We start from the raw sequence: 14140 nt of genomic DNA on the forward strand, positions 1-14140 counted from the left end.
AAATATTAAACCACAAAGGTTTTGAAAACCTTAAGGATCTATTTCTATAAGATTCCCGTTTGCCGTTTATAGAAGGCATCCTGTTGCTTCTTCATCATCTCACGAGCTATTTTCTTTTTGTAGGCATACAATTCTTCTTCTTCAGTGAGGTCGCCATATACTCGATCATTGATGGTATGATCTGTTTCTAATAACACAGCGCGTTGACCTTCTTTTTGTGCCACCCAGGTTTTTACTTCGTCCTCTATATCTGCTAGTTTATAATCGTATTCCCCCTTTGGAGAAATTAGTTTTGCAAAAATCGGAGAGGTCTCTATTGCCAAAAACAATAAAAATATAAAAAAGGAGGGTAACCATGGCAATTCACTCAAAGCAGTTATACGCGCCATGAGGCCATCAAAATTATCAATTATGGGCTGCGAGTTCAAAACCTGATCTTCATATTCTGTTGCCAATTGCACTTTTTGAGCTTCTAAGGTGGCCACTTTATCTACATTTGCCTTTTTTAAATCAACGAGTTCTGCCAATGCGGTATCGTGCTTTTCACGCTTTTCTTTATAAACTGGTCCTTTCCCTATGAGCTCTGTACCCTTACGACCTTCTGCTTCTGCAATATAGGTTTCGTATAAATCATTTACCTCAGTTTCTTTGGTCACAATCTCTTCTTTTAAGGAGGCAATCTCAGCATCTATTGAGGCAACAACAGGAGTATATTGAGTAGCTATTTGTTCTTTATTTGCTAGGGTGAAATCGTTTTTTTGTTCTAGTAATACACGGTCTATTTCTTTTTCAAAAATCTTTAATTCTAAGGGTTTTGAAATCACTACGGCAATAATTATCGCAAGGACAATTCTAGGTGATGCTTGTAGGAGTTCATCTATGAAATTATCTTTTTTTCTGATCGTTGAAACGATAAATCGATCCAGGTTGAAGATTAGGAATCCCCAAATCAATCCGAAAAAAATTGCACTAAAATAATTATCAAACACTGTATACAAGGCATAGCTAGCTGCAATGAAAGCCATTATAGCCGTAAAAAATACCGTGGCCCCAATACCCACATATTTGTTCTGTTCTCCATTAGAACAATCAGCCAGGATATCAGCATCTGCTCCTGAGCATAAAATAAAAAAGCGTTTTAACATCATCTAAGGGTTTTTATTGGCAATAGACCTATAACGTTGATTTACAATAAAATGTTGTGCAAAAAAACTCCTTATTAGGAGTTTTAGTTCATCATAAAAACAAGCGCAACACTAATTTCTTTCTTTCTCGGCCTTTTTTCTTTCTTTTTCTCTCCTTTTTCTTTCCTTTTCCATTTTCTTACGAGCTTCCTTTCTTGCCTCTTCGGCTGCTTTACGTGCTTCATCACGAGCTTTTCCAACTTCTTTGAGAGCTACTTTACGAGTTTGTTCAGCTTGTTTCCTTGCTTCTTCGGCTCCAGCTCTAGCCTCTTTTCTCACTCTCTGCATTTCTTGCATTCCCTGCTCTCTTGCCATTCGAGCTTCGCGCATTGCCATTTCTCGAGCTTTCTCTGCTTCAAATCTTGCTATTTCTGCTTGTTTCATGGCTTCTTCTTTTACTCTATGAGCTTGCTCCCGCGCTCTGTGGGCCTGCTCCATTGCCATAGCTCTGCCTTGTTCTGCCTGTTCTCTGGCATACTGTGCATTGGTCTTTGCGTTTACTCTTGCTATTTCAGCAGCCTCCCTAGCCTGTTGTGCGACTTCTATGGCGCTTACGATTTCATACTCTCTAATAGCTTCAGCCTCTTCTCTTACTTTCTCTGCTTCATACCTTACTTCTTCTGCTTCTCTCATTGCTCTTGCAACTTGAGCCTCTACATTTTGTGTTTCTGGTGAAGAAGATGTTCCAAAACCTTTTGGCGGTGATGGAGGCGGTGGTATATTACTTTTTTCACCTTTTTTCACCCTAGGTGGTGCCGGAGGTGGAGGTATATCACTTACCTCTCCCTTATGCACTTTTGGAGAAGGTGGAAGCGGTGGTGGTGGCGGAATTAAATCATGACCATCAGGATTTGCTTTGTACAATCTTGTATTTCGGTATGCGTTGTTGAGCTTTTCTAATAGTCCTTCATCTACATTCTGCATTTGTACACTAAAATTAAACTCTGCAAGTTCATCATCTTTCCATTGCTTTGTAAGATCATCAATGGTTTTTGCAAAATCTGACAGACTTGTAGAGGACCCATTTACCTCTATTTTATCTCCTTTTACCCTTATCCTGATTTTCTTATCAGGATGGGTATCCTGAACAGTCTTTTGATAGTTAACCGTTCTTTGTTGAGCTACTATTTCATTATTAAATAAAAGCATACAACCCAGCAACATGGGTAAGAGCAGCAACAATCTAGCCACTGCTCGGGTTTTTGAAAATTTTTGTGACATCATAACGATTCGTTTTTTGGTTAATGAATAATTTATAGGGCTTGATAACTCAACTTGATTAGAGTTGTTTGGATAGTTAACAAGCAAGTTCATATACGTTTGTAAAGAAAATTGACGTTTTAAAACGGTCTGATCTGCCAGGAATTCATGATTTAGTTTTATGGATTTTTTAATCCAGAATAATAATGGATTAAACCAAAAAATCACCTGTAGAATTTCAATAAATAATATATCTAATGTATGTTTTTGAAGCACATGTGTTTTTTCATGGAGCAATACTTCTTCGGGGATATTTTTTTCTTGATATTCTGTCTTGGAAACAAATATATATTTCAAAAATGTATGTGGTACAATCATATCGGTAACCAAAACATTTATGTGCGAAGGCTCTTTTAGGCGTTCGCTAGTTCTGATTTTATAAGTTAGGTTTTTAAGGTTTTTAATGAATCGAAATCCAAAAATTAAAACTCCAATACCATAGACACTCCATAATAGTATTGAAACATAATCAATAGATGATTCAGCAACGGGAACGGTATCAGACAAGATCATCGTAGTGACTGTTGGCTCCTTGATTATTTCTGATTCTTGATGGATACCTGTAGTGTATGTAAAGGTTATAAGTGGAATTATAAGAGAAAAAACTAGACTAAAAATCAGATAAAATCTTTTTGTAAAATGCATATTTTCCTTTTCAAGAAGCAATACATAGAAACCCCATAGCAGCAACATACAAAGTGATGATTTGATTAGGTAAGCTATCATTTTTTTTGCTTTTGAATTTGTTGATCTACTATCTTCTTAAGTTCTTCTAATTCTGAGGTCGACATATTGGTTTCAGAAGTAAAAAACGATGCAAACTGTGAAGCCGAGTCATTAAAAAAGTTCTTAATCAAACCGTTTACATGTTTTGAAAAATAATCTGTCTTTTTTACCAAAGGATAATACTCTCTCGATTTCCCATATAGGGTATAATCTACAAAACCTTTATCCTTCATTCTCTTGAGCAATGTAGCAACCGTAGTAGTTGCAGGTTTTGGTTCTGGAAAAGCATCGAGTAAGTCTTTCATGAAGGCTTTCTCGAGTTTCCAAAGATATTTCATAAGTTGTTCTTCGGCTTTTGACAATTGCATTGCTCTACTTAATTAGAATTAACTCTACAAATGTAGAATAAAAATTTGTATTTCCAAATAATTTGAAAATAAAGCTTGTAAAATTTCTAGAATCTTACAAGCTTTATTAGTTTAAAACAGATTAAATTTTATTCACTAATAATTATGCTATTGCCAATACCCGTTTGTACAATGGTTGTAAAAAAAGCATCACCAGTCTGTGAAATTATCAAGCTATTATTAATCCCTGTTTGTGTGTTTTCAATCGTATTAAAACTTCCTACTTGAAAAGCTTCCGTAATATTGCCTACTCCGTTTTGTGTGGTAATTATTGTATTTTGTATACCATCTTGATCCTGGTATATTCTATTATTCTCACTAAAATCAATGGTTCCTTGTGAAGCTTCCATCTTATTGGTTATTCCACTTTGTGTTTGTAGAATTACATTACTATTTCCAATCTGGATTGCCGACATTCGATTCTCTCTACCACCGTTTTGAAATTGTTCGATATGATTTGAAATTCCATTTTGTTCGCTTGAGATTCTGTTTACCGTACCCACCTCATCCTGAGTAGCAACTACTGAATTTTCGCTTCCTTCCTGAATTTGACTAATGACATTGCCTTGGGCTGAATTATTTTGAATAGCTTCAGCTGTATTTCTATCTCCAACTTGAATTTGCTCTACATCACAATCCATACAAGAACTATTTATTGTGGCCATATTTTTATACCCTATTTGCGACTGAAAAATCTCATTTTCACCTAAACTCTCTTCAACCATAGCAACATTACCTTCTCCTATTTGAGTTTGTTCTATATTAGAAAGAAAACCAGAACTGTTGACTTCAACTTTGTTGTCCTCCCCGATTTGAATTTGAATAGCATTCATATCTGTTCCTGAAACTTCCATCAACGCATAATTTCTTTTTCCGTCCTGATATTGTTCTGCATTACCATCTGAACCTGATATAATCTCTGCTCTGTTTTCAATTCCATATTGATTTTGCCTAGCAGTTCCTTCAAAAGAAAATTGAGAAATACTGGCTTCATTACCTTCTCCTATTTGAGTTTGGTAGGCAACAGCAGACATCGAAATTTCTTGACTGATAGTAGCTGTATTGGATACACCTACCTGAGTTTGCCACGATGCAGTTGCCTCTCCCTGCCTGGAAGTTGCACTGTTATAAAATCCATCCTGGAACTGAACAGCTACGTTTGAATTACCAAAATCTTGCACTACTTCTAACCTATTGAAGTCTCCGAATTGTTCCTGAGATACTGAATTAAATTCTCCTTGCTGAAAAACATATGCTTCACTATTATTTCCAAATTGGGTTTGCAAAATATATCCATCACCAAAAAGGTCGCCTTCTGACCCCTGAACTACTTCTGAATAATTTTCATCTCCATCCTGAGAAATTATTAAGGTATTTCTATCTCCTTCTTGAGAAATATTTGCGATATTATTAATACCCGATTGACTCACATCGGTAGTGCTTTGAGCAAAAATAAATACTCCATTCAAGAACACACCAAAAACTAAAATTGCTTTTTTCATTGTAAATTATTTTAAGAGTTAAAAATTTTAGAAAATATGTACCGACTGAATTTCTGTCACAGTACAATACCCGGGGGAATGATTGGGGTAACTATCTTAAAATTACAACAATAAAATATACAAGACTTGTTATTTTCTCTCTTTTCGACAAGGGGTAACAAAAAATCTATTTTAATTTTTCTTATGTAGGTTCTTTCATTCGACATCAGGATTAAATGTCTGTTTTTTATATAGTTAAACACCTCCTTTACTAAGGTGTTTCAACTATTAAACTAAAGAAAATTTAAATTTGCAGGAGAAGGTATAGTAGAAAATCTTCAATTATTGGGAGAGACAGCCTTTACCCAAATTGGGCTTAGGTAAAGGCAAGAAAATAACTTAATTTTTAGATGATCCTATTTGCTTAACTCTGTGAAATATTTATAAAAAAGTGGAATAGTTTCTATTCCTTTCAAATAATTCCACACTCCAAAATGTTCGTTAGGAGAATGTATCGCGTCACTATCCAGACCAAATCCCATGAGAATAGTCTTACTTTTTAATTCTTTCTCAAATAAAGAAACGATTGGAATACTTCCTCCGCTACGCTGTGGGATTGGGATTTTACCAAAGGTATTCTGGTAGGCCTTGCTCGCTGCTTGATATCCAACATTGTCTATTGGGGTTACGTACCCTTGTCCACCATGATGTGGCGTTACTTTCACGGTCACCGCTTCTGGAGCAATACTCTCAAAGTGGTTTTTGAACAATTCGGTGATTTCTTCCCAATCCTGATTAGGCACCAAACGCATAGATATCTTGGCATACGCCTTACTGGCTATAACCGTTTTAGCACCTTCACCTGTATAACCACCCCAAATTCCATTTACATCAAGAGTTGGTCTAATGGAGTTACGCTCATTGGTCGTATATCCTTCTTCACCGTAAACAGCGTTAATATCTAACGACTTTTTATAAGCTTCTAATGAAAATGGTGCTTTAGCCATTTCTGCTCTTTCTTCTTTGGAAAGATTCTCCACCTTATCATAAAATCCAGGAATGGTAATGTGATTATTTTCATCATGCAACGAAGCAATCATTTTAGTCAAAACATTGATAGGGTTAGCGACGGCTCCGCCATATAAACCACTATGTAGATCTCTGTTTGGCCCAGTCACCTCAACTTCTACATAGCTAAGTCCGCGTAATCCAGTGGTAATAGAGGGAACATCTTTGGCAATCATACCCGTATCACTAATCAAGATTACATCGTTTGCTAGTTTTTCCTGATTACGTTCTACGAACCAACTTAGGCTTTTACTACCCACCTCTTCTTCTCCTTCAATCATAAATTTTACATTACAAGGTAGTTGCCCAGTTTTGGTCATGATTTCTAATGCTTTGACATGCATGTACATTTGCCCCTTATCATCACAGGCTCCACGAGCAAAAATCGCACCATCAGGATGAATTTCAGTGTTTTTTATTACCGGTTCAAATGGCGGACTATCCCACAAATCAATAGGATCTGGTGGTTGCACATCGTAATGACCATATACTAAAACTGTAGGAAGGTTTTTATCTACAATTTTCTCTCCATAAACAATAGGATATCCGGGCGTTTCACAAATCTCTACGGTGTCGCATCCAGCCTCTTTAAGACTTCTACGTACTGCTTCTGCAGTTTTTATAACATCCCCTTCATAAGCGGTATCTGCGCTAACCGAAGGAATTTTAAGAAGCTCAAGAAGTTCATTTACGAATCGATCTTTATGTTCTTGAATGTAAGTTTGTATATTTTGCATAAATCTGAGTTAATTTTCGCCTAAAAGTACTAAAAGTTTATATTTTTTTGGAAGGTTGTTTTTATTTTAAAAGTATTGTTTATATTTGCACCCGCTTACTAATAAAAGTAAGCATTTTTGTACTAAGTCCTAAGTGGTACAAAAATATATAATGCGGGCGTGGTGGAATTGGTAGACACGCTAGACTTAGGATCTAGTGCCGCGAGGTGTGAGAGTTCGAGTCTCTCCGCCCGCACAGTAAAAGAAAAGCCGAATCAGCTGATTCGGCTTTTTTTATTACTCAAATTTCCTTTGAGATTGAATAACTATTCGAAATTCACCTTATCTTTATATCTTCAATTAAACCACATCTATGGTACCCGTAGAAAAAGCACTTCAACTAGTAGATAGTCATATCACATCTACCAACAAAATTGTGACCATATCTGTTTCAGAATCCTTAGGATTTGTTTTAGCAAACGATGTTTTATCTCCTATCAATATGCCTCCATTTAGACAGTCCGCAATGGATGGATATGCTTTAGGTTCTATCGAAGAAAAAGCTTTTTCTCTTAAAGGTGAAGTACAAGCCGGAGATGACAAAGATCCCGAATTAAAAAAAGGTGAGGCCATTCGGATTTTTACAGGAGCTCCTGTGCCTTCTGAAGCCAAAGCCGTAATTATGCAAGAAAAGATAGAGGTTAATGATAACAAAGTAATTTTGCTGGAATCGGTAAAGCCCAATGCCAATATTAGGCCTGCAGGAGAACAAATCAAAGAAGGCGAAATAGCACTTACTAAAGGAACAATAATCAATGCTGCAGGTATTGGGTATTTGGCGACACTGGGAATCACACATATCGAAGTTTATAAAAAGCCTTCAATTGCAATTATCACTACTGGAAATGAATTAGTACCACCCGGTCAAAAACTAAAATACGGCCAGATTTATGAAAGTAATTCTGTAATGTTATCTTCTGCATTAAAAACCTCAGGTTTTGCAGATATTTCATTTTATAAGGTGGAAGACGAATACCAAGCAACGCGTTCTATTATAGAAAAAACGATAAAACAGTGCGATGTAGTTTTGATTTCTGGCGGAATCTCGGTTGGAGACTACGATTTTGTAGGAAAAGCACTCCGTGATCTACAAGTCGACGAAATCTTTTATAAAGTCAAACAAAAACCTGGTAAACCCCTTTATTTTGCTCAAAAAGATCGTACAACTATCTTTGCACTACCTGGTAACCCAGCTTCTTCACTAAGTTGTTTTTATGTTTACGTGCTTCCGGCATTACAAAAAACATCAGGTCTCCAAGACTATCGTTTAAAACGTAGTACCAGTATTTCAAGCTCCGGATACTCAAAAAAAGGGGAACGAGCAGAATTTTTAAAAGCTATAGAAAAAGATAATACAGTCACTATCCTTGATGGGCAAGCTTCATCTATGCTTCGCTCTTTTGCACTGGCCAATGCTCTGGTTTATCTACCCGAAGAAGTTTCAGAAATTAATCCTGGTGACACCATTCAGATTATTAATCTACCTTAAAACTTCAAAAAATGATGATTGTCACAAAAAACTAAGGTTCAAAAATCTTTCTTTGCTAAAATTTAAATAAAGCGACACCCTGCACGAAAATTTCGTTGTATCTTTAAAAACCAAACGCTTTATTTAGCATCATGGACTATAAAATAAAAAGTAGAATCTGGATAGAATCTGAGCATGGCGTTTTTCTGGGCGAGGGAAGAGTTCGTTTACTTAAAGCCATTGCAAAAACGGGTTCACTAAGTAAAGCTGCTGTAAGCTTGAATATGTCTTATAAAAAGGCATGGAACTTATTAGACAGTATGAACAAAATTAGTGATGAGTCTTTAGTAATTACCTCTACAGGCGGTAAAGGTGGTGGTGGAGCAAGTATTACTGCTTATGGAGAAAAAATTATTAAAGTTTTTGATGATATCAATCAAAAATGTTGGGAATTTCTTGATAATGAATTGAAGCAAATTTCTTTATGAGTTTAGAAAAAAACATAACAGGAATTATATTAGCTGGTGGTAAAAGCTCAAGAATGGGAAGCGAAAAAGGATTATTATGGCTTAAGGGTAAACCTTTTGTTGAACATATTGTTGAAGCGCTTCAACCGATAGCAAAAGAAATTATTATTGTAAGTAGTAATTCTGAATACGATACTTTTGGAGTAAAAAGAATTGAAGACATTATTCCAGAATGTGGTCCAATTGCTGGGTTGCATGCAGGATTAACGAATTCTAAAACCAAAAACAATCTGGTAATAAGTTGTGATGCACCTCTTGTGACTACTTCGTTATTAAGAAAGTTATTTCAGTTTGAAACTGAAGATTATGATATCGTTCAATTTGAAGCCGAAGGAAAAACCATTCCGCTAATTGCACTATACAAAAAACGTTGCGTAGAAAAGTGTTTTGAATTGCTTTCGAATAACGAAAAACGTCTACGTAAATTAGTTTCAAAGTTCAATACCAAAACGATTGCTGTACAGGAAAAAGAGTTGTTTTTGGTAAAAAATATTAATACTATCGAAGACTTAAATACCATTACTAATGCAATTAACTATTAAATACTTTGGAATGCTAGCTGAAGCCACAACAATTTCTGAAGAACAGCTACAAATAGATACTTGTTCTGTTTCTGAGTTATTGAAAAAGCTAAAAAATCAATATCCTAAATTAAATGATAAAGATTTTAAAGTTGCTATCAATCGACAATTAGTAGATAATCAATATGTCATAAATAACGAAGCTGAAGTTGCTTTACTACCCCCTTTTGCAGGAGGATAAAAATATCTATGATGAATAGTTTCAATTCAAGATATCACAGACAAATTTTACTGCCCGAAATTGGGACGAAGGGGCAAGAGAAACTTGCTTCTTCCAAGGTTTTGGTGATTGGTGCAGGTGGATTGGGTTGCCCGGTATTGCAATATCTTGCTGCAGCTGGCGTAGGCACTATTGGGATTATAGATTTTGATTATGTAGAAACTTCTAACCTACATCGCCAGATTCTATACGGGCAAAATTCGATTGGAGAAAACAAAGCTATTGCAGCCAAAAGCCGTCTTGAAAACTTAAATCCGGAAATAACAATTACGGCATATCCAGAAAAGCTCACCACAAAAAATGCATTACCACTCTTTACGGAATATGATATTATTATTGATGGCACTGACAATTTTTCAACACGCTACTTAGTAAATGATGCATGCATAATTACCAACAAACCTTTGGTATACGGAGCAATTTTTAAGTTTGAAGGTCAAGTATCGGTTTTTAATTACAAAAATGGTCCTACGTATCGATGCTTATTCCCTGAGGCTCCCAGCGCAGGGAGCGTTCCTTCTTGTGCAGAAATTGGAGTTTTGGGTGTGCTACCGGGAATTATAGGAAGCATGCAAGCTAATGAGGTTTTAAAAATCATATTAGGGATTGGCGATGTTTTAAATGGAAAATTAATGATGTATGATAGTCTCTCTACTAAATTTTCAACTTTCTCTGTAAACCGTATCGAATCTCAAGTTTCAAAAGTATTGGATATGGCCAAAGAATTTGAAACCGTCGATTACGATCTTTTTTGCGGAATTAAAAAAGTAATAGAGATATTCCCTCATGATGTATTTCAGAAAAAAAATGTGCAATTTATCGATGTTCGAGAAGCCGATGAACAACCCAAAATAAAAAGTTTGGATCCAGCATGTATTCCCTTAAGAGAATTACCCCGACAATTAGAAAATTATGATAAAGAAAAACAAACAATAATCTTTTGCCAATCAGGTACTCGAAGTAAAAAGGCAGTAGAAATACTTCTGGAAAATGGATTTAAAAATGTATCACATATAAAAGGTGGAGCTATTGCACTTCACGAACATGAGCTACTAAAAGAAGTTTAGAAATTTACTATGGAAAAAAAGAAACCAAAGAACGTATTTGTAGAAGGAGCGATTTCATCAGAATTTATAGGTACTTCTATTGCAAAACATCAAACAAAAACAAGTATTGGTGCGCATAATATTTTTTTAGGACAAGTACGTGCCGATGAAATTGATGGTAAAGTGATTACAGGAATTGACTATACTGCGTATGAGGAGATGGCTAATCAAAAATTTCACGAAATACGAGAGGCGACCTTCGAGAGATTTGACCTTACCTGCATGCATATTTATCACAGCTTAGGAAAGGTACAAGCCGGTGAGATTTGTCTTTTCGTCTTTGTATCCTCTCCAAAAAGAAAAGTAGTATTTGAAGCACTAGAATTTGTTGTAGAGGCCATAAAATCCGATGTCCCGGTTTTTGGAAAAGAAATTTTTGAAGATCAAACTCATCAATGGAAACAGAATACTTAGTAGTAGAACATGAGCTATAGGCCACAATGAGCCTGTCGAAGTGTAATTTGAAATTAAAAAAATGGTAGACATCACACATAAGACCTCAACGTTACGAACAGCAACAGCACAAGCCATTGTTAAAGTTAGTACGCCAAAAACTATCGAAGCTATACAAAAAGGAACGGTACCCAAAGGTGATGTATTTGCAATGAGTAAAGCTGCCGGATTATTAGGCGTTAAAAAAACTCCCGATTTACTTCCAGACTGTCACCCTCTACCCATTGAATACACTAGTATTGATTACGTAATTGGTGATCTTGAAATCCAAGTTCTGGTAACCATAAAAACAATTTATAAGACAGGCGTCGAAGTTGAAGCCATGCATGGAGCAAGTATAGTAGCACTCAATATGTATGATATGCTCAAACCTATTGATAAAGGAATAGAAATTCATCATATAAAACTGCTTGATAAAAAAGGAGGGAAATCTGACTATACCGATAGATTCCGCAGAGATTTACAAGCGGCTGTCATTGTTTGTTCTGATACCATTTCTGAAGGAAAAAAAGAGGATAAGGCTGGTAAAGCTATTATTTCTAAACTAGAAGCATGTGAGGTAGGAATTCTGGATTATAGCATTATCCCTGATGAAATAGAAACTATTCAGGAAAAAGCAAAACAATACCATGAACGAGGTGCCGATCTTGTTATTTATACTGGAGGTACCGGTTTATCAAAACGTGATGTCACACCCGAGGCATTAAAACCATTATTAGACCGAACTATTCCTGGTGTAGAAGAGGCTATTCGCAAATATGGCCAGGACCGTATGCCGTACGCCATGCTTTCGAGAAGTGTGGTAGGAACCATCAACAATACACTAGTACTGGCGCTTCCGGGGTCTACAAATGGCGCAAAAGAGTCTATGGATGCTATTTTCCCAGAGATTTTGCATGTATTCAGAATTTTAAAAGGTGCACGACACGATTAAATTATAGTATTTTGACTAAGAAAAAAGACATACTTACAGATACATTTGGGAGAAAACACAACTACTTGCGTATTTCTCTTACAGAAAGGTGTAACCTTCGTTGTACGTATTGCATGCCTGCTGAAGGAATTCAGCTATCTCCAAAAGAACACATCATGACGTATGAAGAAATTTATACCATCGCCAAAAAATTTGTGGATCTTGGTGTTACCAAAATTCGGCTGACTGGTGGAGAACCTTTGATACGCAAAGATGCTTCATTGATCTTAGAAAAACTCGCTTCACTACCCGTACAACTTACTTTGACCACTAACGGAGTTATCGTAGACAAATTTGTTGATCAATTTAAAAAATGTGGAATTAAGACCCTTAACGTAAGCCTGGATTCTCTCGATGCCCAGAAAAATAAGGACATTACCCGAAGATCGTATTTCGATAAAGTATACCAAAACATTCTTCTGCTTGTTCAAGAAGGTTTTAAGGTTAAAGTGAACTGTGTATTAATGAAAGGCTTTAATGCTGATGAAATAATAAATTTTATTAATCTTACTAAAGATAAACCAATACAAGTTCGGTTTATAGAATTCATGCCTTTTGACGGAAATCGATGGAACATGGATAAGATGGTTTCTTTACAAGAAATACTTGCAGAAGTTGATTCAAACTTTGAAAAAAACGATATTCTAAAACTAGAAGATGCCCCAAATGATACTACAAAAAGTTATAAAATAAAAGGTTACCAAGGTACTTTTGCCATAATTAGTTCTGTTACCAATCCATTTTGTGATGGTTGTAATAGAATTCGTCTTACTGCCAACGGACATATAAAAAACTGTCTGTTTTCTTCAAAAGAATCTGATTTGCTTACTCCGCTTAGACAAGGAAAATCTATATCTTCGATTATTGAAAAGGCAATACAAGCTAAATTCAAAGTTCGTAGCGGTATGGATACTATTGATAAGTTTAAGCAAATAGATGAACATAATAATCGAAGTATGATTACAATTGGCGGATAACTTTTACCTCAAGCTCTTATTACTGACAAATATCATAGTAGTTCAATAATAACCGAGTTAATTTTAGAATATAAAACTTAGCTACAATGAAAAACATTTTGCTTCCCACAGATTTTTCTGACAATTCGAAGAATGCCATTAACTATGCTATGGAGTTTTTTAAAAAAGAACTTTGCACTTTTTATGTTCTTAATGTTCAAAAAGCTTCCAGCTACACTACAGACGACCTTATGGCTGCACCCGCCAACACTTCGATCCATGAATCAGTATTAAGCGATGTTAAAAAGAAACTGAATATCCTAGTAGACCAACTAAAATCTAGCTATTCAGACGAAAATTATACGTTTCACACCATAACAGATTATGATATCTTTACAGACGCTATTAATCAAACTGTAACCTCTAAAAACATAGATCTTATTGTGATGGGAACCAATGGTGCTACAGGAGCAGCAGAGGTAGTTTTTGGAAGTAATACACTTAATGTGATTCGAAAAGTTGATTGCCCCGTAATTGCTATTCCACAGGGATATACATTTAAACAACCTAAAATTATTTTGTATACTATAGATGAAATGGATCATTTTAATACTGATGGCATCGAACCTTTAATGGACACTTTGATCAAGTATAAATCTTCATTAAGAATTCTTAAAATTAAAGAAGATGATACCGTAACAGTAGCTGATTTTGATGATAAAAAGCATATGAAAGAGTTTTTTAAAAATATCAATCATACCTTTCATTCCATTGTAAATGTCCCAATAGCCTTAGCTATTAATAGCTTTGTGCAAATCATGGATATTGATCTTACTGCTATGTTCATAAAAAGAGAAACATTTATGGAACGTTTTTTTAAAGGCTCTGAAACTTCTAAAATTAGCTACGGGACCCGTGTTCCTTTGCTAATTATGCATAGCTAATACTATCTAA

Annotated in this window: 14 protein-coding genes and 1 tRNA gene; 10 read left to right on the top strand and 5 right to left on the bottom strand. The window is 35.5% G+C overall.

Annotation, left to right across the window (positions count from 1 at the left end; genetic code table 11):
* Positions 1–44: 44 nt before the first annotated feature.
* The 5 genes from ACFSJT_RS11665 to ACFSJT_RS11685 all read right to left on the bottom strand — a co-directional run bounded on the left by ACFSJT_RS11665 (position 45) and on the right by ACFSJT_RS11685 (position 6863).
* Positions 45–1145, bottom strand: coding sequence for a DUF4407 domain-containing protein (locus tag ACFSJT_RS11665; RefSeq protein WP_378320705.1), 1101 nt, complete (start codon positions 1143–1145; stop codon positions 45–47).
* A 111-nt stretch (positions 1146–1256) separates the two neighbouring features.
* Complete coding sequence (locus tag ACFSJT_RS11670) at positions 1257–3137, bottom strand: M56 family metallopeptidase (protein WP_378320447.1); 1881 nt, start codon at positions 3135–3137, stop codon at positions 1257–1259.
* Between the two features lie 29 nt (positions 3138–3166).
* Positions 3167–3538, bottom strand: a complete 372-nt coding sequence (locus ACFSJT_RS11675) for a BlaI/MecI/CopY family transcriptional regulator (protein WP_378320448.1) — start codon at positions 3536–3538, stop codon at positions 3167–3169.
* Between the two features lie 128 nt (positions 3539–3666).
* A complete protein-coding gene (locus ACFSJT_RS11680; RefSeq protein WP_378320449.1) occupies positions 3667–5079 on the bottom strand; it encodes a hypothetical protein in 1413 nt (470 codons plus the stop codon).
* Positions 5080–5474: 395 nt separating this feature from the next.
* Positions 5475–6863: a dipeptidase gene (locus ACFSJT_RS11685; protein WP_378320450.1), complete on the bottom strand. Its 1389-nt coding sequence runs from the start codon at positions 6861–6863 to the stop codon at positions 5475–5477.
* Between the two features lie 153 nt (positions 6864–7016).
* On the opposite strand from ACFSJT_RS11685, the gene ACFSJT_RS11690 reads away from it, so the two are divergent.
* From ACFSJT_RS11690 to ACFSJT_RS11735, 10 genes are all read left to right on the top strand, one after another.
* Positions 7017–7098 (top strand) — tRNA-Leu (locus ACFSJT_RS11690).
* Between the two features lie 117 nt (positions 7099–7215).
* A complete protein-coding gene (locus tag ACFSJT_RS11695) occupies positions 7216–8391 on the top strand; it encodes a molybdopterin molybdotransferase MoeA (RefSeq protein ID WP_378320451.1) in 1176 nt (391 codons plus the stop codon).
* A gap of 131 nt (positions 8392–8522) precedes the next feature.
* Complete coding sequence (locus ACFSJT_RS11700) at positions 8523–8858, top strand: winged helix-turn-helix domain-containing protein (protein ID WP_378320452.1); 336 nt, start codon at positions 8523–8525, stop codon at positions 8856–8858.
* Positions 8855–9439, top strand: coding sequence for a molybdenum cofactor guanylyltransferase (locus tag ACFSJT_RS11705; RefSeq protein WP_378320453.1), 585 nt, complete (start codon positions 8855–8857; stop codon positions 9437–9439). Before ACFSJT_RS11700 ends, ACFSJT_RS11705 begins: the two co-directional genes overlap by 4 nt.
* Positions 9423–9659, top strand: a complete 237-nt coding sequence (locus ACFSJT_RS11710) for a MoaD/ThiS family protein (protein WP_378320454.1) — start codon at positions 9423–9425, stop codon at positions 9657–9659. The genes ACFSJT_RS11705 and ACFSJT_RS11710 overlap by 17 nt, the downstream gene beginning before the upstream one ends.
* A gap of 11 nt (positions 9660–9670) precedes the next feature.
* On the top strand, positions 9671–10765 hold the full coding sequence (gene moeB, locus ACFSJT_RS11715) for a molybdopterin-synthase adenylyltransferase MoeB (RefSeq protein WP_378320455.1): 1095 nt from the start codon (positions 9671–9673) through the stop codon (positions 10763–10765).
* 9 nt (positions 10766–10774) lie between these two features.
* Positions 10775–11218: a molybdenum cofactor biosynthesis protein MoaE gene (locus ACFSJT_RS11720; protein WP_378320456.1), complete on the top strand. Its 444-nt coding sequence runs from the start codon at positions 10775–10777 to the stop codon at positions 11216–11218.
* Positions 11219–11279: 61 nt separating this feature from the next.
* Entirely contained in the window at positions 11280–12191 is a 912-nt protein-coding gene (moaCB, locus tag ACFSJT_RS11725; protein ID WP_378320457.1) for a bifunctional molybdenum cofactor biosynthesis protein MoaC/MoaB, read from the top strand.
* Positions 12192–12202: 11 nt separating this feature from the next.
* Positions 12203–13207, top strand: a complete 1005-nt coding sequence (gene moaA, locus ACFSJT_RS11730; protein WP_378320458.1) for a GTP 3',8-cyclase MoaA — start codon at positions 12203–12205, stop codon at positions 13205–13207.
* An 86-nt stretch (positions 13208–13293) separates the two neighbouring features.
* On the top strand, positions 13294–14130 hold the full coding sequence (locus ACFSJT_RS11735) for a universal stress protein (protein WP_378320459.1): 837 nt from the start codon (positions 13294–13296) through the stop codon (positions 14128–14130).
* Positions 14131–14140 lie beyond the last annotated feature (10 nt).

The sequence above is a fragment of the Aquimarina celericrescens genome, assembly GCF_042682765.1.
In the GTDB taxonomy this organism is placed as follows: Bacteria; Bacteroidota; Bacteroidia; order Flavobacteriales; family Flavobacteriaceae; genus Aquimarina; species Aquimarina celericrescens.